The sequence below is a fragment of the Streptomyces sp. NPDC001848 genome, assembly GCF_042891915.1.
Classification (GTDB): Bacteria; Actinomycetota; Actinomycetes; order Streptomycetales; family Streptomycetaceae; genus Streptomyces.
Genome location: NZ_JBIATP010000008.1, coordinates 192,753 through 213,409, shown reverse-complemented (window position 1 = coordinate 213,409; position 20,657 = coordinate 192,753). Strand labels below are relative to the sequence as shown.

The following is a 20,657-nucleotide window of genomic DNA, read 5'->3' as shown; positions in this document are numbered from 1 at the left end:
TGGACCTTCGGCAGCTGGAGGTCGTTGTCGCGGTCGCCTGAGAAGGCGGGTCCAGCGCGGCGGCCCGGCGGCTGCACGTGGTGCAGTCCGCGGTGTCCACCACGGTGCAGTCCCTGGAGCGCGAGCTGGGCACACCGCTGTTCCACCGCACCACCCACCGGGTGTCGCTGACTTGCGCGAGAGGCCTTCCTGCCGGCCGCCCCCGCCACTCTGCAGGCCGCCCATCAGGCCCGTACCGCCGTCGACCCCTACAAGGACGCACTGCGCGGCGAGATCACCATCGGTGTGACGCGGGGCCTGTTCACCGGACTCGCCCAGGCACTGGCCGACTTCCACCGCGAGTACCCGCGGTGCCGGTCCGGCTGCGCCAGGCACCCGTCGGTGACATCCCGCAGACGCTGCGCGACGGCAGCGTGGACCTGGCCGTCGTCGCCCTCGACACCCCCAACTGCGGGAACTGACAGCCCGGTTGCCGGCAGCAGGAGTACATGGTCCTGGTGACAGGCGCGGCGACCGACGCCCGGCCGGTCCAGCGCCGGTGACCCCGGCCGAGGCAACCCGCCTCCCGCTGGTGGACTTCTGCCCCGGCTGGGCGATCCGGTACAAGGTCGACAAGGCCTTCCGGTCGGCCTTCCTCGAACGCGCCACTGACGGGTGCTTCCACCGTCCAGGGACGTGCGGGCATGGATCCGCATGGCCGCAACATGACCAAGACCTGGGGATGGCCGGCGCCGACGCGGGAACCCGGGCCCCGCAAGAAGGCGATGTCACCACGGATGAGGTGAGTCATGGCAGAGCAGAAGTCGTCGTCCCTACCGGCGTCGCTGAGCGCCTTTCCCCGGCCGCTGCGCGACGCGGCCTCGGCCTTGGGCCGGCTTCCCGGCGCCGCGATGGTGGGCAGGGCGGCCGAAGGAACGCTGGAAAAGGTCGGCGTCGTGTCGCCGCGGGGGCGGCGGCTGGCGGTCTACGCCGGGGCCGGGGTGCTCGGCGCCGTGGGCGTGGTCGAGTGGCCCGTCGCTCTCACCGGCGCGGCGGTGGCCTGGCTCACGCAGCCTCGGCCGCAGGCATCCGGGCAGGCCCCGGCCCAGGCGTCCGGGAGCAAGGGGAGTACCTCCACCGCGGCCCGGCCAACGGCGTCCCGGGCGAAGAAGTCCACATCCTCCGCATCCAGGTCGGTGTCTTCCCGGGCGTCCGAGTCGGCGTCGTCCTCCGCGTCCCGGTCGGCGTCCTCCCCGGCGTCCCGGTCGGTGTCGTCCTCGGCGTCCGAGTCGGTGTCGTCCTCGGCGTCCGAGTCGGCGTCGTCCTCCGCATCCAGGTCGGTGTCTTCCCCGGCGTCCAAGCCCGCGTCATCGTCGGCACCCGAGCCGGCCTCATCCCCGGCAGCCAGGCCCGCGTCCTCGAAGAAGCCTTCGGCGTCCTCGGGACGCGAACGCTCCGGCACGCGCCGTGCCCGTACGAGCGGCTGAGGGCGCGTCATGGTCCTTGCGCTGCTGACAACGCCCTCGGCCACCGCTGGAGGTGTCGTGCCGACGGTGGTCCACCTGTTCGAGCAGTCGGCGCCGACCGCCGTGGGCGCGGCCGCCGGAGTCGTGGCGCGGACGGCGCGGGCGGGGGTGCGGGGCGCGGACACCGCGGTCCGTGTCGCCCGCGTCGTCCGGCACGCGCTGCCGGGCCGCCCCCGCCCGTGGCGGTCCGGCACACGCGCGCATCTCGCGCTGCGGCAGGCGGTTCCAGGGGAGGAGCGGCGGGCGGACGGAATCGCCACGAGGGCGCGCCGGGTGGCCGCGGCGCTGGCGGACCACCCGGACGTGGCCTTCGCCTACTGGGACGGCGGGCTGGCCCGCCTGGTCGTGGCCGCGACCGAGGAGGCCGCCACCGACCGCGTGGTGCAGAAGGCGACCGGTCTCGCGGAACGCCACGGCCTGGTCCGGGCGGACGACCTGCCCGAGGAGTTCCCGCATCCTGCCGAGCCCTCCGGGGTACGGGCCGCCGCGACCGCGCTGGCGGCCGACGTGGCCGGCACCGCCGCCGCCGTGATCGGGTCGGCCCTGCGGCTGCCGCCGTCGCCGCGCCTGGTGACCGCGGCCGTGACACTGCTGCGGGAGAACCCGCGCTTCCGCGACCTGCTGCGCGCCCGGCTCGGGCGCACCGGCATGGACCTGGCGCTCGCCTGGGCGAACGCGGCCGCACACGGCGCCGGACAGACACCCACGTCCCTGGTGCTCGACGGAGCACTGCGGTCCTGCCAGTTGGCGGAGACGGTGGCCCGTGCGGCCGCCTTCGACGCGATCCATGACGAGGTCTGTGCGCCGGAGCGGATCAGCGTGCCCGCGGGCGAGGTCCCGAGGCCGCCGCTGCGTCCCAGCCCGGCCCAGGAGTACGCCTCCCACGCCGCCACCGGCAGCCTGGTCGGAGCTGCGGTGACACTGCTGGTCAAGCGCAACCTCGACGAGGCCGCCGAGGCCGTGCTGGCGGGATCACCGAAGGCCGCGCGCTACGGACCCGCCGCCTTCCACGCCATCCTGAGCGGGGCGCTGTCACGGGACGGCGTACTGGTGCGGGACCCGCAGCGGCTGCGGCAGTTGGAGATGGCCGGCACGGTCGTGCTGCATCCGAGCGCGCTGCGCACCGAGGGCGGCGAGGCGGATCCCTGGGCCGAGGCGGTACTCGACGCGGCGCGCCGGGCCGGGCTCCGCGTCGTGGTCGTGGACGACCCAGCGCTGCGGGAGTTCACCGGCCTCGCCGACCAGGTGGTGGACGCGCGGCGTCCGCTGGACGATGTGGTGCACGGACTGCGCGGCGACTCCGGTGGAGTCGTCACGGTCGCCAGGCCGGCCTCGGCCGACGATCGCACCGTCCTGGCCGGGCTGCTCGCCGGCGACATCGCCGTCGCCCTCACGGACCGGGACGCCGCCGTCGTATGGGGAGCGGACGTCCTGGCCCCGCACGGCCTGCGCGACGTGTGGCGGCTGCTGCTCGCGGTGCCCGCGGCCCGGGCCGTCGGCCGCCGGGCGCAGACCCTGGCCCGCTCCGGTGCCGCGCTCTCCGGTCTGCTGGTGGCCGTCGGCGAGTCCAAGGGCGGCCGGGGGCGGCTCGGCCTGCTGCCCGGCCTTCGGCACGTTCCGGTCGACGTGAGCGCGGCGACGGCCCTGGTGTCCGGGGCGCGCGCGGCGCTGGGCGTCGCGACGGCCCGCGCCCCGCGCCCCCGTCCGCGCGTGCCGTGGCACGCGCTGCCGCCCAAGGAGGCCCAGGCCCGGCTGGCGACCGAACAGGCCCGCGAACCGGACCCGTTCGACCTGGTCACGTCCCGGCTGCGCAAGGCGACGCGCACGGCCGGGCGGCTGCCCGCCTTGGCCCCGGCGCGCTGGACGCTCCAGCTCGCCCGTGCGGTGCGCGGCGAACTCGACGATCCCCTCACGCCGGTCCTGGCGGTCGGCTCCGCCGCCTCGGCGATCCTCGGTTCCGTCGTCGACGCGGCGCTCGTCGTCGGCGCGCTCGACCTCAACGCGCTCGTGGGCGGCATCCAGCGGCTGCGCGCGGAACGGGCGTTGTCCGGACTGCTCGCCGAGCAGCAGCAGAAGGCGCGCGTCGCACCGGCGCACGAGGACACGGCGGAACCCACGCGGACCGTGGACGCCGCCCGGCTCAGGCCCGGCGACGTGATCGAGCTCAAGGCGGACGACGTCGTACCCGCCGACGCGCGCCTGCTCCGGGAGGACGGACTCGAGGTCGACGAGTCGGCGCTGACCGGGGAGTCCCTGCCGGTCGCGAAGCAGGTCGACCCGACTCCGGGGGCCCCTGTCGCCGACCGGAGTTGCATGGTCTTCGAGGGCACCACCGTGGTGGCGGGACAGGCCCGGGCCGTCGTGGTGCAGACAGGTGAGAGCACCGAGGCCGCCCGCGCGGTGACGCTCGCCGCGCGCACCCCGCCCTCCGCCGGGGTCCAGGCCAGGCTGCAGGAACTCACCCGCAAGGCACTGCCGCTCACCCTGGGCGGCGGAGCGGCGGTGACCGGACTGGCGCTGCTGCGCGGCACGCCCGTCCGCGAGGCGGTCAGCGGCGGCGTGGCCGTCGCCGTGGCCGCCGTGCCCGAGGGCCTGCCGCTGGTGGCCACGGTCGCGCAGCTCGCGGCCGCCCGGCGGCTCGGCCGGCGCGGCGTCCTGGTGCGCACCCCGCGGACACTGGAGGCACTGGGCCGCATGGACACCGTCTGCTTCGACAAGACCGGCACCCTCACGCAGAACCGGCTGCGCCTGGCCCGTGTCGCCGACGCCGACGGCACGGTCCACGGGGCCACGGAGGCGGCGGTCGCGGGGATCGTCCGGGACGCGGCGCGCGCCTGCCCCCGGCTGAACGGCGGATCCGAGCGGCCCGTGCACGCCACCGACGCGGCCGTCCTGGACGCGGCCGGTGCCGATCCGCAGTGGGAGCAGGCCGTGGGCCTGCCGTTCGAGGCGGCCCGCGGCCATGCCGCCGCGGTGGGCCGCGCCGCGGACGGCCCGCGCACGCTCGTGGTCAAGGGCGCTCCGGAGACCGTCCTGCCCGCCTGCTCCGGACCGCTCGACCACGCCTTCGCCACGGCCCGGACGCTCGCCGGCGAGGGCCTGCGTGTCCTGGCGGTGGCCCGGCGCACCCTGGGCGACGACGAGAAGGAGTCCGACGTCATCGAACAGCCGCTGGACCGGCTGGAGTTCGCCGGTCTGCTCGCGCTCTCCGACGCGCCGCGCGAGACGTCCACGGCACTGGTCCGCGGTCTGCGGGAAGCCGGTGTACGGCCGGTCATGCTGACCGGTGACCATCCGCAGACCGCCCGGGCGATCGCGACCGAACTGGGCTGGCCCGAGGACACGGTGGTGGTCACCGGGGACGAACTGGCCGCCGCGGACCGGTCGGTGCGGGTCCGGATGCTGGCCGGCGCGGGGGTCGTGGCCCGGGTCGCGCCGGAGCAGAAGCTCCAGGTCGTGGAGGCCCTGCGGGACGCCGGACGGGTGGTCGGCATGGTGGGCGACGGGGCGAACGACGCCGCGGCGATCCGTGCGGCCGACGTCGGTGTGGGCATCAGCGCCCGGGGGTCGGCAGCCGCACGCAACGCCGCCGACCTGGTGCTCACCGTCGACGACCTGACCGTCCTGGTGGAGGCGGTCCGCGAGGGCCGTGCCCTGTGGCGCAGCGTCGCGGACGCCGTGGCCATCCTCATCGGCGGCAACGCGGGCGAGATCGGCTTCGGCGCCATCGGCACCCTGCTGTCCGGGACCGCCCCCCTGAGTACGCGCCAGATGCTGCTGGTGAACCTGTTCACGGACCTGTTCCCCGCCATGGCGGTGGCGGTGACGCCGCAGCGGCAGCAGCCCACGACCGACGGGCAGGACGGGGAGGACGCCACCACCTCCGTGGACGGGGTGCCACAGGTCCTCGGGGCACCCCTGATCCGGCAGATCCGGCACCGTGCGCTGACCACCTGCCTGGGTGCGGTGGCGGCCTGGCTGATCGGCCGCTTCACCCCGGGCAGTGCTCGCCGCTCCGGCACGATGGCCCTGTGCGGGGTGGTCGGCACCCAGCTCGCCCAGACCCTGGCCGACCGCCGCGACAGCCCGCTGGTCCGCGTCACGGCCCTCGGCTCCGCCGTCGCACTCGTGGCGCTGATCCAGACGCCCGGCGTCAGCCGTCTCTTCGGCTGTACTCCGCTCGGACCGTTCGGCTGGGCGGGCGTCGCGGCGGCGATCGCCCTGGCGCTGATGGGTCAACGGGCGTTGCCACGGCTCGAACCCGCCATCGCCCGACTGCTGCCGACGGGAAGGGGGTGACCGCGGACGGCCGGTTGGCGAGGAGCCCGTATACAGGTTCTCGACAAGGCCGAATACGAGTTTTCGGCAGGTGCTCACAACCGGACCTACCTCCTGCCCCGCTGACGGTGAGACAGGTCCGACGCGGGGACGAGGCCGAGTTGCTGGGCGCGGAGCACGGTGCTGATGCGGTCGCGGGTGCCCAGTTTGCGGTAGACGTTCTGGATGTGCTTGTGCACCGTCCGGTCGGATATGCCGAGCCGGCGGCCGATGGCGGCGGCGGTCAGCGCTTCGGTGAGCAGCAGCAGGACGGCCGTCTCGCGGGGAGTCAGATCCCAGTCCTCGGCCACGTCCGGCGGAGCGCTCGCAGCGACGAGGCGCTGCCAGCGTTCGAGGAGCTGCCGCTGCTGGTCGACGGCCGCCAGCAGCGGCTGCACCTGCCGGGCGAAGCGGAGCTGGTCGTCCGTGAAGTCCGTTCCCGCGCGGTAGACGAGACACCCGGTGATGGGAGTGGTCGCCTCGGGGAGCGGGATCGCCAGCACGTGATCCATGTCCAGTACCTCGTCGACGAGGCGTGCGGTCGCACTCGCGGACCATGCGTCCCCGAGCACCCGGCCGGCCGTGACCGGCGTGCGGTCGCGATCGTTCGCGTAATGCCCGGCGAACGGAAACCCGGCGCGCAGCAGCCCCAGGGCGGCGTCGTCGAGTACGTCGAAAGCCGCTGCCGCGTCGGGCGCCGTACCTACCGTGCCCGCGCTCTCGCTCCAGTCGTCCAGCTTGTAGACCAGGACCTCGCCGCCGCACACGTCCGGCAGCGTCGCGGCCATCAGGGGCCACAGCCGCCCGGGTTCGCGTTCGTGGAGCGCCGCCATGGCCACCGACAGCATGCGTGCGTAGGCCGTGCCCAGCCCCTGTGCCATGTGTCCATCCCCACTCATCCGGCCGTTCGGGTACGCAGTTCTACCCATACCGGTGCGCGCCCTGGCTGATCCACACTCCAACCGACGCTTCATCGACGTTCCCGGACGCATTCCGGCCCATGGCGTGGGCGGTGTGTGACGGGTGGATCAGACGACCGGGGGGTGTCTGATCCACCTCACGGGGTCGATGGCGAGTGGGCCACCACGGGCTGTGCGGGCCGGCGGCATAGGGGAACGCCGGCCCGCACGGCTGCCCCGCCCACTCCTTGGCCCGGCCCTTGTCTCCGCGGCGCCCGGCCGGTGGCCCGAGCCGGATGACGCTGACCGCAGTGCGCGGTGCGGGGTGATTGTCAGTGGCTCCTCCTACGGTGTGAGCAGTGGGGCCCGGCGGAGAGGCCGCGGGTCCGCTCTTGGGGAGGGGTCTGTCATGTCTGCCGGGTCCGCGGTGTCGACGACGTATCCGGAGCTGTCCCAGGATGGCGGCGGTGAGCGGCCGCCTCCGCGTGCATGTGGTGTCCGAGGGCTATGACTCGTCGTGGAACGTGCAGTTCCCGCGCGCGATACGGGAGCCCGGCGCGCGCTACGTCGTGGACGCCCTGCACGCGGCGGCGGGCGGCTTCTACCGGGTCCGCGGTGACATCCGGCGGCTGCTGTGACCGATGCGGACGCGGATCCGACCGAGCCGCGCCCTCCTTGGAGCATCCGGCGGCCGACTGCCGCTGCTCGCCGGGACGTACACGCCCGTCCGGAACCGAGGGTTCGTGCGTCGGTGGGCGGGGCGCTATGCTCGCCGACAGACCGTGTGATGACAGGTGAGCTGTCAGTCGACATCCGCGCCGGCCGTGCGCACGGTACTCCGTGACAGGGAGGGGCCGTCGTGAACCTGGCCAAGGACGCGCACGTGGATCTGGACCGGGACGTCTTCATGCGTGGTCTGGTCCGTGAGCTCGCGACATCCCTGGAGTCGGTCGTCGGGCTCGAGGAGGCGTCCGGGTACATCAGCCTGGTCGGCCAGTCGGTGGGGCTGCAGATCAACGAGGCCTACACCAAGGCCATGGGCCTGCCACAGCTCAGCCGCGAACAGGTCGCCGACGTGCTGGTCGATCTCAAACAGCGCATCAGGGGCGACTTCTATCTCATCTCCCAGGACGAGCACAGAATCGTGCTGGGCAGCCGCAGCTGCCCGTTCGCGGAGAAGGTGCTCGGGCGGGATTCGATGTGCATGATGACGTCCAACGTCTTCGGCACCATCGCCGCGCAGAATCTCGGATACGCACGCGTCGAGCTGGAGGAGACGATCGCCCGCGGTGCCACCGGCTGCCGCGTCGTGGTGTACCTGGAACCCGAACTCGACCTGGGCGAAGAACTGGGCCGCGAGTACTTCGGCGACGCTCCGGCGGTCGAGGAGGAAGCGGGCGAGGCGGCGCCCGGAACGGGTGGCTGAGATGAACCTGGCGGTGTTCCAGGCCATCGCCAGGCCTCTTCCCCACGCCGTCGTGGTCTGCACCACCTCGGGCCGGCTGGTGACCGCCAATCCGGCCACGATCCGTACGGTGGACACACTCCGTCCCGGAGCGGAACTCGCGGACCTGGTGCTGGACCCCGCCGACCTGCTCCGGCGGATGGCGCAGTGGTCGCGCAGCGGATCCCCGCTGCCCGGCGTCATGACCGTGCGCGACAGCGCCGGCGATCCGGTGCGCCTGCGGTGCCACGGAGGCCGGGCCACCTGGTGGAAAGGCCCCGAGCCGGTCGTCCAGCTGCACCTGTCCCGGCTCGACGTCAGCGACCGCTTCGTGGCACTCAGCCAGCGCGTCAGCCTGCTGAACCAGCAGATGGCCTACCGGCACGCGATCGCCCAGCAGCGCGACCAACTGCTGCGCACCGAGCAACGGGCCCGCGCGCGTATGCAGCGGCTGTACCGGCTCACGGCAGCCTTGGCGGCCGCCACCACCCTCACGGACGTCTGCGACGCCGTGTACAAGTGCGCACCCCAGGCCCTCGACGCCGCGGATGTGAGCCTCGAGCTGCACCCGCGGCGCGTCGTGCCGTCCCTCGGCTCGGCCGACACGCTGCCCGTGACGACGGCCCCCTGGGTGGATCTCGACCGGGTGCACACCGCAGCGGACTCCGCGCCGCTGCACGACGGCGAGCAGCGCCTGCCGCTTCAGTCCGAGGGTGTCACCCTCGGCACCCTGGTCATCCGCCACGCTTCGGGAGCCCAGCAGGACGCCGAGCACACCGTCGCCATCGGCCAGCAGATCGCCCAGGCGGTGCGCAGGGCAGGCCTCTTCGAGCACGAACACCGGCTCGCCGAACGCCTCCAGCGCAGCCTGCTGCCCAACCTGCCACCCGTCGACGGCCTGGACATCGCGGGCGGATACGCCCCCGGCACCCAGCTGGTCGACGTCGGCGGTGACTGGTACGACGTCCACGTTCTCGATGACGAAACCGTGGGCCTCACCATCGGCGACATCGCCGGCCACGGCATCGCCGAGGCCACCGCCATGGCCCAGACCACCACCGTGCTCCGCAGCATCGCCCGGCGCAGCGGTACCCGCCCACCCGCGGTCCTGGCGGAGCTCAACGACTTCCTCGGCACTTACCACCAAGGCCTGATGGCCACGGCCTGCTACGCCGCCTACGACCGCCGCACGCGCACCCTGCGGTACTCCAGGGCCGGCCACCCTCCGCCCCTGCTGATCCACGCCGACGGGGTCAGCCGGTACCTGGAGGGCGCGCTCGCCCCACCGCTCGGTCCTGTCCCGTTCACCGACTACCCGCAGGGGGAGACCGCCGTCCCGGCAGGCGCCACGCTCGTGTTCTACACCGACGGACTGATCGAGCGGCGCGGTCAGAGCCTGGACGTCGGCCTGGAGCAGCTCCTTCAGACAGCGCGCTCGACCGCGGGCCTCGACGCCGAGGGTGTCTGTTCCCTGCTGCTCCACCAGCAGCCCGACACGGAGATGCCGGACGACAGGGCCCTGCTCGCCGTGCACTTCCCCGCGTCGGCCGACTGAACCACACGCTGCTCCCCGCGTCGGCCGACTGAACCACACGCTGCCTGCCCGCACTCCGTGATCGGCCCTGCCCCGAGACGGAGAACCACCCGCCCGGGGCTGCCGAGCCGGTGTCAGGCCGTGGCCTCGCGGATCCGCGCGAGCAGGGCCCGCAGCTCGGCGCGGTCTTCCGCGCTCAGGGCGGCGGTGGCCTCGGCCAGCGCGAGCCGGTCCACCTCCTCCGCTTCGCGGTGGCACTGCCGGCCTTCGTCGGTGAGACGGAGCAGGAAGGCCCGGCGGTCCTGCGGATGGCGTACGCGCTCCACCAGGCCGTCGCGCTCCAGGCTGTCGACGATGCTCGTCGTGGTCCGTGCCGCGACACCCGTCATCTCGCTCAGGTCCCGCATCCGCAGGGGTTGTTCCGCCCGTGCGAGCATCCGCAGGGCGCGGAGACGGGCGACCGAGGCACCGCCCGCCCGCAACCGGGACTCCACGAAGCGGCGCAGCTGGTGCGTCGTCTCGTAGAGCTCGTCGATCAGGATGTCGCTGCTGCCGTGCACTGCCATCCGGCTTCCCCGTTCCCTCGCGATAATCCATTTTATGGGCAGCCTCATAGTGAGTATGCTCAGCATGTGCCCCTGCTCCGCCGTCTCTCCCTTCTGCCCGTCCCCTCCATCCGTCCCGGCCAGCGCCTGGTCGTCCCCGTGATGTGCGTCTGCGTGACGTTCATCGCGATCGTCGACGGAGCGATCACCACGGTGGCGCTGCCGTCGATCGCCCGCCAGTTCCGGCTGACCACCGCCGCCCTGGACGGGGTGGTCGTGGTCTACCCGGTCTGCCTGGCCATGGCCATCCCGGCCTCCGCCTGGCTGGTCGAACGGTTCGGCGCCAAACGCGTCCTGCTCACCGCGCTGACGGGCTTCCTCGGCGCCTCACTGCTGTGCGGCGCGGCCACCGGCCTCGGTCAACTCGTCGCCTTCCGCGCACTGCAGGGACTGTCCGCCGGGGTCCTCTTCCCCGCCTCGGCCTCCTTGCTGTTCTCCACCTTCAACTCCTCGGAGCAGGTGCGGATCTCCCGACACATGATCATCCCGCAGCAGATCGCCCCGGCCGCCGCCCCCATACTCGGCGGCCTGCTGGTGGACCACCTGTCCTGGCGCTGCGTCTTCTACGTCAACCTGCCGGTGGGTCTGCCGGCCGTGCTGTTCGGGCTGCTGTTCCTGTCCGGGCACCGCGGCACCCGGCCCGGCCGCTTCGACCTGCCGGGGCTGCTGCTGAGCGCGGCGGCCCTGGGCGCCGTGATGTTCGGCATCAGCGAAGGCCCCAACCGCGGCTGGTCATCCGCCGGTGTGGTCGCGGCCCTGGTGCTGGGCGCGGTCCTGCTCGCCGCCACCACCGTCTTCGAACTGCGCGCCACCGAGCCGCTGTTGAAGCTCCGCCTTTTCGCGGATCGGCTCTTCAGGGACACCAACCTGATCAACCTGGTGGGTCTGGTGCCGATCCTGGGCGCCATGTACCTCGGCCCGCTCTTCCTCCAACAGGGACAGGGCCGCACCGCCCTGGAGTCGGGCACCAGCACCTTCCCCGAGGCCTTCGGCGTCCTGCTCACCGTCCAGGTCGTCGGGGCCTGCTACGCCAGGATCGGCCCGCGGGTCATCGTCGGCTGCGGCATGGCCGGTGTCAGCGCGGTCCTGCTGCTCTTCGCCCTGTGTGACGAGCACACCGGCCTGTGGACCTTCCGCGCCTACATGTTCCTGCTCGGCCTCGCCATGGGCGGGGTCTTCATGCCGACCACGGTGGCGTCACTGGCGACCATCGGGCGACCGGACCTGGCCCAGGCGTCCACGCTGAACACCGTGGTACGCCAGACCGGAGGCGCCCTCGCGCCGGCAGCGGTGACCACGGTCCTGGTTCTGAGCACTCCCGCGGCGGCCGCGGCGGACCCGCCCATCACCGCCTACCAGCACGCCTACCTGGCCCTGGCCGTGATCGCGGCGGTGACCGCGGCCTTCGCCTTCACCCTCCCGGACGGCCCGGCCCGCGCCGCGGCACGCGGCACCACCGTCACCAACCGGTCCACTCCTTTCCGGCGCCAGAGGGAGAACGCGCGCTAGGCGGTGCCCGCTCCCCGACCCGGCGGACGGCACACCGGTGCCTCTGCCCACCGGGCGCTGTCGCGAGGGCGATCGGTGGCGTTCGGTTCACCCATGGGTCGGCGATGGCGTCGGCACGGGTCTGTTCCTGCGGCATCCCGGGCCGTTCCGGTGTGCTCGCCTCGATGACCCGGGACAGCAGCGCGGCGGTCGCGCAGGTGGCGCCCAGGCTCCGGGCGGGGTTGTAGCTGCCGAACCCGTCGCGGGCGGCGCCGCCGAGGAAGGAGGCCGACGCCGCGCCGACCTGATGGGCGGCGTTGACCCAGCCGAAGACGATGGCGCTGTCGTCGCCGCAGAAGGCGCGGCACAGGGCGATGACCGGGGGGGGACCGTCGCGAGGTCGAGCAGGCCGAAGAGGACGACGAAGGCCGGCATCGGCGGGTCGACCATGACCGTCATGATCAGCGGCAGGCTCACCAGGAGCAGGCCGCGCAGGAAGAAGCCGGCGGCGAGCAGCCGCCGTGCGTCGGTGCGGTCCGTGAGCCGGCCGGAGGCGACGGTGCCCATCACGTCGAAGACGCCGATGAACGCCAGCAGCGTCCAGGCCATGCTGAGCGGCATCCCGTGGTCGTGGGCGGGCGGCACGAAATGGGTTTACACGATGCCGTTTGTGGAGGCCCCGCAGATGGCGAACACCTGGACCAACCGCTCACCCTGGAGCACCTGGCCGCGCGGTCGGCGATGAGCGTACGCTCGCTGACCCGGAAGTTCCGGCGGGAGATCGGCCTGACCCCGATGCAGTGGCTCACCCAGCAGCGGTTGCAGTACGCACGCCGACTGCTGGAGCGTACCGACGAGCCGGTCGATCGCGTCGCGGCCAGAACGGGATTCGGCACCGGGACCGCGATGCGGCAGCACTTCCGTGAGTCCCTGGGCGTGTCGCCGCGCGCCTACCGCAACATCTTCCGGGGCATCGAATGAGGAAAGTCGAATGAGGGGACCCGTACGGACCCTCACGGGCCGGAGGTTCGGCCGACTCCGGCCCGGTAGTGCTCACGTCGTCGGCGAGGACACGCGGCTCGTGGGGTATCCGCCCGCACCGAGCGGGGACTTGTGAGGATTCCGCGAAGCTCACCCTTGCACGGCTTTTTGCCCTGTTTCATCCGCGCGTCGGCAGGTGACCCGAAGCGAGTACGCGTTTCCCAAGGGCACGGACGACTTTTCGATCGCAGGTGACTCTCATGGACAACTGGCGAGACCACGCCGCGTGCCGACACGAGGATCCGGACCTCTTCTTCCCGATCGGTACCACGGGTCCGGCGCTGCTCCAGACGCAACAGGCGAAGGCGGTCTGCCGACGCTGCCCCGTGCAGGAGGAGTGTCTGCAGTGGGCGCTCGACACCAACCAGACCATCGGGGTGTGGGGCGGTACGAGCGAGACCGAACGCCGCGCGCTGAAGCGGCGCGCGGGAGCCCGCCGCCGCTCCGGATGACCCGTGCGGCGCGTCGGGGCGCGCCGCACGGGTGATGCCTCGGCGATCCGCCGGGGAGGTGCGCCCAGCCGGGGGCCGCAGCGAAACGGCGGCCCCCCGGCTGTATTCGTCGATTCCTCCTGGTCCTCACCGCCGCCGGTGCCCCGGTATCGGGAAGCCGTGCGTCAGGCAGGCATGTGCAGCGAGTCCCGGGGTACACGACGGCTCGTCAGCTCGCGCAGGCGGGGAGGCCTGCTTGGACTCGGGAGGGAAACACGTGACGGCAACGACCACGGCGACGAAGGAAGCACACATAGCGGGACTGCCGCAGCTCGCCGACCCGTCCGGGGTTGCACCCAAGGACGCCCGTGCGTTGTCGAAGCTGTTCTTCGACCAGTTGGCGGTACTCGAGGAGGGCACGCCCGAGTACCAGTACGCGCGCAACACGCTGATCGAGATGAACATGTCCCTTGTCCGCTACGCTGCGGCCCGGTTCCGCAGCCGCGGGCCGGAGGAGATGGAGGACATCGTCCAGGTCGGCATGATCGGGCTGATCAAGGCGATCGACCGGTTCGAACTCTCACGGGAGGTCGAGTTCACCTCCTTCGCCATTCCGTACATCGTGGGTGAGATCAAGCGGTTCTTCCGCGACACGTCCTGGGCGGTGCACGTGCCGCGGCGCCTGCAGGAGGCCCGGGTGCAACTCGCGCGTGCCACCGAGGAGCTCCGCAGCCGCCTGGGCCGGGCTCCGACGGTCAAGGAGCTCTCGGACCTGATGTGCCTGTCCGAGGAGGAGGTCATCGAGGCCCGTCTGGCGGCCAACGGCTACAACTCCTCCTCCCTGGACGCCGCCATCAACAACAGCGAGGACGGTGAGACCGCGCTCGCGGACTTCATCGGCACCGACGACCAGGCGCTGGAACTGGTGGAGGACTTCCAGGCCTTGGCCCCCATGATCGCCGAACTCGGTGAGCGGGACAGGCAGATCATTCACCTGCGGTTCGTCGAAGAACTCACCCAGGCACAGATCGGCGAACGCCTCGGCGTCTCCCAGATGCACGTCTCCCGCCTGTTGTCCCGCACGCTCACCCGGCTGCGCGAAGGCATGCTCACCACCGGTTGAGCGGTCGGCCGGCGGCCCTGACCCGCGGTCACGCCGTCGCCCCGTACGCGAGTCCCGAGTGCGGCGGCCACCGCGGGGGCGCCGGCGCTCCGGTCAGCGGGTGGCGAGGAGCTCGAGTGTGTCGATCACACGGTTCGAGAAGCCCCACTCGTTGTCGTACCAGGCGACCACCTTGACATGGCGGCCGTCGACGCGGGTGAGCGCCGAGTCGAAGATCGACGAGGCCGGGTTGCCCGTGATGTCGGACGACACCAGCGGGTCGTCCGAGTACTCGAGGATGCCGGCGAGCGGCCCCTCGGCCGCCGCGCGGTACGCCGCGAGCACGTCGTCGCGGGTCACGTCGCGGGCGACGGTCGTGTTGAGTTCGACGATCGAGCCCACGGGAACCGGCACGCGGATCGAGTCGCCGGACAGCTTCCCGTCGAGGTTCGGCAGCACGAGGCCGATCGCCTTCGCGGCGCCCGTCGTGGTCGGCACGATGTTGACGGCGGCGGCGCGGGCGCGGCGGGCGTCGCGATGCGGACCGTCCTGCAGGTTCTGCTCCTGCGTGTAGGCGTGCACCGTCGTCATGAAGCCGTGCTCGATGCCGGCGAGTTCGTCGAGCACCGCGGCCAGCGGTGCGAGCGCGTTGGTCGTGCACGAGGCGTTCGAGACGATCGTGTGCACGGCCGGGTCGTACGCGTCGGTGTTGACCCCGAACGCGAGAGTGACATCGGCGCCGTCCGACGGCGCGCTGACGAGCACCTTCTTCGCGCCCGCGTCCAGGTGGGCGCGGGCGGCCTTCGCCGATGTGAAACGGCCGGTGGCCTCGAGCACGATGTCGACGCCGAGCTCGGCCCACGGCAGCTGCGCAGGTTCCCGCTCGGCGAGCACCGTGATGCGGCGGCCGTCCACGACGAGGGCGTCCCCGTCGACGGTCACCGGGCGACCCAGTCGACCGGCCGTCGTGTCGTAGGCGAGCAGCCGTGCGAGCGTGGTGGGCTCGGTGAGGTCGTTGACGGCGACGACCTCCAGACCGCTGTCCCGTTCGAGCAGTGCGCGCAGCACGTTGCGTCCGATGCGGCCGAATCCGTTGATGGCGATGCGAGTCACGAGTGGTGTCCCTTCGGTTCGCCACCAGGGTCCCGTGCGGCATCCGCCCGGGACAGCGGCGTGATCGCCAGGGTCCGCAAGGATCGCGCCAAGTGGCAGCCGGGCTACTCGCCCCGGGCGAAGGTGCGCCGGTACTCGCTGGGTGTGGTGCCGAGGACCCGCTGGAAGTGCAGCCGCAGATTGGCACCGGTGCCGAGACCGACGTCGGCGGCGATCTGCTCGATGCTCCGCTCCGAACGCTCGAGCAGTTCGCGGGCCGCGTCGATGCGGGCGCGCATGACCCACTGCATCGGCGTGTACCCGGTGTCCTCGACGAAGCGCCGCGAGAACGTGCGGGGCCGACACCGCCGCATGCCGGGCGAGCACCTCGAGGGTGAGGGGTTCGCCGAGCCGGTGCAGCGCCCACTCCCGCGTGGCGGCGAACCGCTCGCCGAGCGGCTCGGGCACGCTGCGCGGTACGTACTGCGCCTGACCGCCGCTGCGGTAGGGGGCCGCGACCAGACGTCGCGCCGCGTGGTTCGACGCGGCCACCCCGAGGTCCCCGCAGATCGGGAAAAGGCGCGCGCCCCGGCAACACCGTCCCGACGAAGGGCTCGGACGCTCCCGGGGCGGCCTCACCTCCAAGATCCATCTGGCTGGGGAAGGCGGGCTCCGTCCCCTGGCCCTGCTGATCACTCCAGGCCAGTGGGGCGATGCCCCGCAGTTCATCCCCGTCATGGAACGCATCCGTGTCGGCCGCCTCGGCGGCGGACGCCCCCGCACCCGCCCGGACCACCTCGGCGGTGACAAGGCGTATTCCTCCCGCCGCAACCGCCGTTACCTGCGCAGACGGCAGATCAAGCACACCATCCCCGAGCCGAAGAACCAGCGAGCCAACCGCAAACGCCGCGGCAGCAAGGGCGGACGGCCCGCCGGCTTCGACAAGACGATCTACAAGCGCAGGAACGAAGTCGAACGGACCATCTTGGCACTCAAGAACTCCCGCGCCGTTGCCACCAGGTTCGACAAACGCGCCTATGTGTTCCACGGCACCGTCACCCTCGCCTCGATCCGGCTCTGGCTCCGCTCGTGACTCGCACGAGATCTCAGGCGCCGGTCCGCCCGTCGACGAGCTCACGCACGACGTCGAGGTGGCCGTTGTGGCGGGACGTCTCCTCAATGAGGTGGAGGATCACCCAGCGCAGGTCGACGTGGCGGCCGTCGCTGATGGGACGCTTGGCCGTTGAGTTCAGCTCGTGGTCGGACACCAGGCGACGGTAGCGGGCACTCTGCTCCTCGTACTCGGCGAGAAGCTGGGGCAACGGGATGTCGACTGCTGTCCGCATCTCAGGATCGGGATCATCGTCGGTCGCCTCGGTGAGCGGCCCCGCAAGCTCCTCGCCCAGGAACATCACTTGGAACCAGTAGTACTCGACCCACCGCAGATGATTGATCAGCCCGCACAACGTCATCAGCGGTGAACTCGGGAGTGGGGCCTTGCGAGCATCTTCGGCGGATACGCCCTCACACTTGGCTCGCGCGGTATCACGGGCGTAGTCCAGGAAGGTGGCCAGCTGCGTACGCTCGTCCCACGTGGGAGGCGTGTCGGTTCGTTGAGTCATCGCGGGGAGTTTCCCGCAGCTCGGAACGGGTGTCGACTCAATTGATCGGAAGCACCGTCAAGTGCCACAGCACCGGCTGTGCTCAGGGAGAGCCCGGCAAGATCCGCCGGACAGACCCTACTGAAGCTGCTCAGCTTCTCAGCCACGCGGTCACGTCGTGCATTCGAAGGCGACAGCCACGGCCCGTTCCGGCCGAACCGACCGGCCGGGCCTTCTCCGCCCGGCGGCGGTCCTCGTCCTCGCTCGGTGCCATGCGCGGACTCTCCTCGCATCTCGGTCAGTGTCCGCCCCTCTCTCGGATGGGCACGATCCAGGCTTCCGGCGCATCCCTTCACCGCCCAGGGACGGCCCGTGCTGAGCAAATAGCTGAAGAGGTGCAGGGCAGCACCCGGCCGTCTATCAGCCGGCCCGCGAACTCCCGCCGTGGCTGCGTAGGTGAGACCGGAGAGCGCTTGTAGGCGGTTTCGGGGCTCTGGCCGCAGTTCAGTTCCGTGAATCCCCGGGTCAGCGAGGGGAACGGCGGATCGTTCCGGCAGGGGGCCCGCCCGAACGTCCCGGTCGCCGGTCAGGGCTGGATGTTCTCCAGGTCCTCCAGCAGGCTGGGATGCTTGGGCTCCCAGCCGAGCGCCCGCCGGGTGTACGCGCTGGACGAGGGCTGGTCGCTTGCGAAGATCTGGCCGAGGGGGCCGAAGGTCTCCGCCGATACCGACTCGACCGGCAGGCCCAGCCGTCGGCCGATGACCGTGGCGATATCGCGAACCTTGTCCCCCTCGTCGGCCACGGCGTGCCAGGAGGTACCCGCTTCCGCCTGTTCCAGGGCGAGCCGGAAGAGGACTGCCGCGTCGAGCGCGTGCACGGCCGGCCAACGCTGTGCGCCGTCACCCGGGTAACCGGACACCCCGGTCCGGCGTGCGATGTCGGTCAACAGGCCAGCGAATCCGCCGGAGCCCTGGTTGTGAACCGTGCGCGGCAGGCGTACGGCGCTGCTGCGGACCCCGCGCGAGGACAGGCCCAGGACCGACGTGACCGCACGACCGCGACCGCCGAGCGGCCCCTCGGTCATCAGCGGGTCGGCCTCGGTGGAGGCGCGGCCGGGTACGTAGGGCGTGCCCGAGCAGGTGACGAGGGGGCGGTCGCTGCCGACGAGTTCCTCGCCGAGGACCGCGAGGGCGGCACCCTCCTCCGCGACCGACTTCGCCATGGTGTCGGGGCTGCTGAAGTCGTGGTCGAACGCGAGGTGGATCACCCCGTCGGCCCGGGCGGCGCCGGCGCGAAGGGTGTCCAGGTCGGCGAGGGCTCCCCGGAGGGGCTCGGCACCGGCCGCCTCTACGGCCTGCGCGGATGCGTCGGAGCGAGCGAGTGCGAGGACGGTGTGGCCGTTGTCGAGCAGTTCGGCGACGACAGCGGAACCGATCAGACCGGTGCCGCCGGTGACAAAAACGCGCATGGAAAACTCCCCCACGAGTGATGGGACTCTTGTCCCATCACTCTACTGCAGTGATGGGACAAGAGTCCCATCACCTAGGATGGTGACCATGGGTAGATGGGAACCAGGCGCACGCGAACGCCTCGTCGTGGCTGCCGTCGACCTGTTCACCGAGCAGGGGTACGACGCCACGACGGTCGCGCAGATCGCCGAGCGCGCAGGAGTCACCAAGAGCACCTTCTTCCGGCACTTCCCCGACAAGCGCGAGCTGCTGGTGGCCGGACAGGAGACGCTGAGCCGACTGCTGACCGAGGGGATCGCCGACGCGCCCGCTGACGCCAGCCCGCTTGAGGCGGTCGCCGCCGGTCTGGAGCGCGCGTCGAGTGCGATGGGCCCCATGAGCCGCGAGCTCGCGCCTCGCCTGAAGGCGGCCGTCGCCGCCAGCGACGAACTCCAAGAGCGTGACGCCCTCAAGAGCGTCAGCCTCGCGGCCGCGATGACGACCGCTCTGGTCGCCCGCGGCATACCCGATCCGACCGCGGCTCTGGCGGGCGAGCTGGGCGTCCTCGCCTTCAAACGGGGATACGCCCAATGGTCCGAGGGCGACCGTGACGGCAAGGACGACCTCGCCGGGTACATCCTGACGGCCCTGAACGAATTGCGTGCAGCGAGCGCCTCGCTGGGCTGACCGGCAACCTCACGCGCCGTTCACGGAACTGCGGCCAGAGCCGTGGACCTGGACGGCTCCGGCGGTGGGGTGCCCACGCTGTACCCCCGGGCTGACGTCCCAGGAGGTGCGGGAGCGTCGAGCCGATCAGATCGCTGTCTACGCCGGTGCCCCGGCTGCGACAGAGCCCGGGCAGCTCGAGGCGCGGGCACGGGCGACGGCCGAGTGCGTCGGTGGCGGCACTGCATACATTCGGAGAGGATGGCCACTCCTGGCAGGGAAGCGGACTTCTGAGCCGGAGAACGGCCGCGGTGCGGGAAAGCCGATGGCGGCTCGCCGAGGTACTCGGACGGGCCAGGGACATGGACTGGTCGAAGGCCCTGCCGTGGGCCGGGTTGCGCTACGCCCTCGGGGCCGGTGCGGTGCTCGCCGCCGCGACGGCCCTGTGGGGGCCGCGGCCGGGCATGATCGTCGCCGCGGGCGCGGTCAACGCCGGGGCGGTGGGCACCACCCCGGGCTCTCCCGTCCCCGCGCGGCCATGTGCGTGTCGCTGGCCGCGCTGGCCACAGCGGCTTTCCTGGGCATGATCACGGCGCGCACGCCTGCCGTCTCGATTGCCGTGCTCGCCCTCCTCGGAGCGGTCGCAGGGCTGCTAGCCCGTCCCGGTCAGGCGGCTTCCGCCATGGGGGTGCAGGCCATGGTGGGATTCGTCGCGCTGGGCCGGTCCCCGCAGCCGGTCGGCACCGCGGCGCTGCTGGCCGCGGGCATCGTGACCGGCGGCCTCACCCAGATCATGCTGGGGACGGTGCTGCGCAGAGCCACTCTCCGGGCCGCACTGCGGGCGTGGCCGCCCGCACCGTGTCCGCGTACCGACCCGGGCCGGGACCGCCCACCGATCCGGGCCGTGCTGCGGTCGACAGGCCGGGCGCTCACGCAGCCGGATCCGCTGGCCCGCTGGCACGCCTTCCGGCTCGCCCTGGGGCTGGCCCTCGCGCAGACGGCCGCCGAACGGCTGCTGCCGGGCCAGCGGGGCTACTGGATCACCCTGACGCTGCTGAACGTCCTCAGACCCGTCTGGGTCACCACCGCAAGCCGAGGTGTGGACCGCTGGGCCGGCACCCTGATCGGGGTGCTCGCCGTGGGAATCGTGGCCGATGCGGTCCCGCTGCGGGGAGCCGCCCTGGTGGCGGCGGTGACGGTCCTGCTGTGGGGCGCGTTCACGGTGCAGCCGGTGAACTACGGGCTGTTCTGCGCATGCATCGCCGGATACGTCCTGCTGTTCCTGCAAGTCGTGGCCGCACCCCCGGGCGACTCCGCCCTCTACTGCGCGGTCGACACCACCCTCGGTGGAGTGCTCGCCCTCATCCTGCACGCCCGGGTCCGGCGACCGGGCAGTCGACCGAGCCGCGACTGACCGGCATACGGAACAACTGACCGGCATACGGAACAACCGACCACCGAGCGCCCGGATGATGTGAGCTGTT

General features: G+C 72.2%; 16 protein-coding genes and 4 pseudogenes. 13 read left to right on the top strand and 7 right to left on the bottom strand.

Annotated elements, in window-relative coordinates; all coding sequences use genetic code 11:
- Positions 1–964: 964 nt before the first annotated feature.
- A complete protein-coding gene (locus ACFYZJ_RS18550) occupies positions 965–1,477 on the bottom strand; it encodes a hypothetical protein (RefSeq protein WP_388569048.1) in 513 nt (170 codons plus the stop codon).
- On the opposite strand from ACFYZJ_RS18550, the gene ACFYZJ_RS18545 reads away from it, so the two are divergent.
- Entirely contained in the window at positions 1,476–5,804 is a 4,329-nt protein-coding gene (locus ACFYZJ_RS18545; RefSeq protein ID WP_388569046.1) for an HAD-IC family P-type ATPase, read from the top strand. The genes ACFYZJ_RS18550 and ACFYZJ_RS18545 overlap by 2 nt on opposite strands.
- 86 nt (positions 5,805–5,890) lie before the next feature.
- On the opposite strand, the gene ACFYZJ_RS18540 is transcribed toward ACFYZJ_RS18545, so the two are convergent.
- On the bottom strand, positions 5,891–6,703 hold the full coding sequence (locus tag ACFYZJ_RS18540; RefSeq protein WP_388569043.1) for a LuxR C-terminal-related transcriptional regulator: 813 nt from the start codon (positions 6,701–6,703) through the stop codon (positions 5,891–5,893).
- 488 nt (positions 6,704–7,191) lie between these two features.
- Between ACFYZJ_RS18540 and ACFYZJ_RS18535 the strand changes: the two are divergent.
- The 3 genes and pseudogenes from ACFYZJ_RS18535 to ACFYZJ_RS18525 form a co-directional block, all read left to right on the top strand.
- A pseudogene (locus ACFYZJ_RS18535) lies at positions 7,192–7,359 on the top strand (molybdenum metabolism regulator); the annotation flags it as partial.
- Positions 7,360–7,580: 221 nt separating this feature from the next.
- The gene (locus ACFYZJ_RS18530; protein WP_388569040.1) at positions 7,581–8,147 is read left to right on the top strand and encodes a methanogen output domain 1-containing protein; all 567 of its coding nucleotides are present in this window, start codon (positions 7,581–7,583) and stop codon (positions 8,145–8,147) included.
- Between the two features lies 1 nt (position 8,148).
- The gene (locus ACFYZJ_RS18525; protein ID WP_388569037.1) at positions 8,149–9,720 is read left to right on the top strand and encodes a PP2C family protein-serine/threonine phosphatase; all 1,572 of its coding nucleotides are present in this window, start codon (positions 8,149–8,151) and stop codon (positions 9,718–9,720) included.
- 113 nt (positions 9,721–9,833) lie between these two features.
- On the opposite strand, the gene ACFYZJ_RS18520 is transcribed toward ACFYZJ_RS18525, so the two are convergent.
- Positions 9,834–10,265, bottom strand: a complete 432-nt coding sequence (locus tag ACFYZJ_RS18520) for a MarR family winged helix-turn-helix transcriptional regulator (RefSeq protein WP_388569034.1) — start codon at positions 10,263–10,265, stop codon at positions 9,834–9,836.
- Between the two features lie 141 nt (positions 10,266–10,406).
- On the opposite strand from ACFYZJ_RS18520, the gene ACFYZJ_RS18515 reads away from it, so the two are divergent.
- The 5 genes and pseudogenes from ACFYZJ_RS18515 to ACFYZJ_RS18495 all read left to right on the top strand — a co-directional run bounded on the left by ACFYZJ_RS18515 (position 10,407) and on the right by ACFYZJ_RS18495 (position 14,387).
- Entirely contained in the window at positions 10,407–11,813 is a 1,407-nt protein-coding gene (locus ACFYZJ_RS18515) for a DHA2 family efflux MFS transporter permease subunit (RefSeq protein ID WP_388569463.1), read from the top strand.
- A 436-nt stretch (positions 11,814–12,249) separates the two neighbouring features.
- Positions 12,250–12,537, top strand: coding sequence for a hypothetical protein (locus tag ACFYZJ_RS18510; RefSeq protein ID WP_388569507.1), 288 nt, complete (start codon positions 12,250–12,252; stop codon positions 12,535–12,537).
- Positions 12,483–12,773: pseudogene (locus ACFYZJ_RS18505) on the top strand (helix-turn-helix domain-containing protein); the annotation flags it as partial. The gene ACFYZJ_RS18510 and the pseudogene ACFYZJ_RS18505, both read left to right, overlap by 55 nt.
- Before the next feature lie 260 nt (positions 12,774–13,033).
- On the top strand, positions 13,034–13,285 hold the full coding sequence (locus ACFYZJ_RS18500) for a WhiB family transcriptional regulator (protein WP_388569032.1): 252 nt from the start codon (positions 13,034–13,036) through the stop codon (positions 13,283–13,285).
- A gap of 256 nt (positions 13,286–13,541) precedes the next feature.
- Positions 13,542–14,387 carry an RNA polymerase sigma factor SigF gene (locus ACFYZJ_RS18495; protein ID WP_388569030.1) on the top strand — a complete coding sequence of 282 codons (846 nt, stop codon included), beginning with the start codon at positions 13,542–13,544 and terminating at the stop codon, positions 14,385–14,387.
- A gap of 93 nt (positions 14,388–14,480) precedes the next feature.
- On the opposite strand, the gene gap is transcribed toward ACFYZJ_RS18495, so the two are convergent.
- Both gap and ACFYZJ_RS18485 read right to left on the bottom strand, forming a co-directional pair.
- Positions 14,481–15,479, bottom strand: coding sequence for a type I glyceraldehyde-3-phosphate dehydrogenase (gene gap / locus ACFYZJ_RS18490; RefSeq protein WP_388569027.1), 999 nt, complete (start codon positions 15,477–15,479; stop codon positions 14,481–14,483).
- A gap of 104 nt (positions 15,480–15,583) precedes the next feature.
- A pseudogene (locus ACFYZJ_RS18485) lies at positions 15,584–16,022 on the bottom strand (GlxA family transcriptional regulator); the annotation flags it as partial.
- Between ACFYZJ_RS18485 and ACFYZJ_RS18480 the strand changes: the two are divergent.
- A pseudogene (locus ACFYZJ_RS18480) lies at positions 16,012–16,551 on the top strand (IS5 family transposase); the annotation flags it as partial. The pseudogenes ACFYZJ_RS18485 and ACFYZJ_RS18480 overlap by 11 nt on opposite strands.
- 13 nt (positions 16,552–16,564) lie before the next feature.
- Here the strand turns inward: ACFYZJ_RS18480 and ACFYZJ_RS18475 are convergent.
- Positions 16,565–17,080: a DinB family protein gene (locus ACFYZJ_RS18475; protein WP_388569024.1), complete on the bottom strand. Its 516-nt coding sequence runs from the start codon at positions 17,078–17,080 to the stop codon at positions 16,565–16,567.
- Positions 17,081–17,645: 565 nt separating this feature from the next.
- On the bottom strand, positions 17,646–18,527 hold the full coding sequence (locus ACFYZJ_RS18470; protein WP_388569022.1) for an SDR family oxidoreductase: 882 nt from the start codon (positions 18,525–18,527) through the stop codon (positions 17,646–17,648).
- 88 nt (positions 18,528–18,615) lie between these two features.
- Here ACFYZJ_RS18470 and ACFYZJ_RS18465 point away from each other — a divergent pair, with 88 nt between their 5' ends.
- The 3 genes from ACFYZJ_RS18465 (at position 18,616) to ACFYZJ_RS18455 (ending at position 20,587) form a co-directional block, all read left to right on the top strand.
- Positions 18,616–19,194 carry a TetR/AcrR family transcriptional regulator gene (locus ACFYZJ_RS18465; RefSeq protein WP_388569019.1) on the top strand — a complete coding sequence of 193 codons (579 nt, stop codon included), beginning with the start codon at positions 18,616–18,618 and terminating at the stop codon, positions 19,192–19,194.
- A 290-nt stretch (positions 19,195–19,484) separates the two neighbouring features.
- On the top strand, positions 19,485–19,760 hold the full coding sequence (locus ACFYZJ_RS18460) for a hypothetical protein (protein ID WP_388569016.1): 276 nt from the start codon (positions 19,485–19,487) through the stop codon (positions 19,758–19,760).
- Positions 19,712–20,587 (top strand): FUSC family protein, encoded by an 876-nt coding sequence (locus tag ACFYZJ_RS18455; RefSeq protein ID WP_388569014.1) that lies wholly within the window; start codon positions 19,712–19,714, stop codon positions 20,585–20,587. The genes ACFYZJ_RS18460 and ACFYZJ_RS18455 overlap by 49 nt, the downstream gene beginning before the upstream one ends.
- Positions 20,588–20,657 lie beyond the last annotated feature (70 nt).

Coding starts and splice junctions, on each gene's coding strand:
- ACFYZJ_RS18545 (WP_388569046.1), top strand. CDS start 1,476: ATGGTCCTTGCGCTGCTGACAACGCCCTCGGCCACCGCTGGAGGTGTC.
- ACFYZJ_RS18550 (WP_388569048.1), bottom strand. CDS start 1,477: ATGACGCGCCCTCAGCCGCTCGTACGGGCACGGCGCGTGCCGGAGCGT.
- ACFYZJ_RS18540 (WP_388569043.1), bottom strand. CDS start 6,703: ATGGCACAGGGGCTGGGCACGGCCTACGCACGCATGCTGTCGGTGGCC.
- ACFYZJ_RS18525 (WP_388569037.1), top strand. CDS start 8,149: ATGAACCTGGCGGTGTTCCAGGCCATCGCCAGGCCTCTTCCCCACGCC.
- ACFYZJ_RS18520 (WP_388569034.1), bottom strand. CDS start 10,265: ATGGCAGTGCACGGCAGCAGCGACATCCTGATCGACGAGCTCTACGAG.
- ACFYZJ_RS18515 (WP_388569463.1), top strand. CDS start 10,407: ATGTGCGTCTGCGTGACGTTCATCGCGATCGTCGACGGAGCGATCACC.
- ACFYZJ_RS18510 (WP_388569507.1), top strand. CDS start 12,250: ATGATCAGCGGCAGGCTCACCAGGAGCAGGCCGCGCAGGAAGAAGCCG.
- ACFYZJ_RS18500 (WP_388569032.1), top strand. CDS start 13,034: ATGGACAACTGGCGAGACCACGCCGCGTGCCGACACGAGGATCCGGAC.
- ACFYZJ_RS18475 (WP_388569024.1), bottom strand. CDS start 17,080: ATGACTCAACGAACCGACACGCCTCCCACGTGGGACGAGCGTACGCAG.
- ACFYZJ_RS18470 (WP_388569022.1), bottom strand. CDS start 18,527: ATGCGCGTTTTTGTCACCGGCGGCACCGGTCTGATCGGTTCCGCTGTC.
- ACFYZJ_RS18465 (WP_388569019.1), top strand. CDS start 18,616: ATGGGTAGATGGGAACCAGGCGCACGCGAACGCCTCGTCGTGGCTGCC.
- ACFYZJ_RS18455 (WP_388569014.1), top strand. CDS start 19,712: ATGTGCGTGTCGCTGGCCGCGCTGGCCACAGCGGCTTTCCTGGGCATG.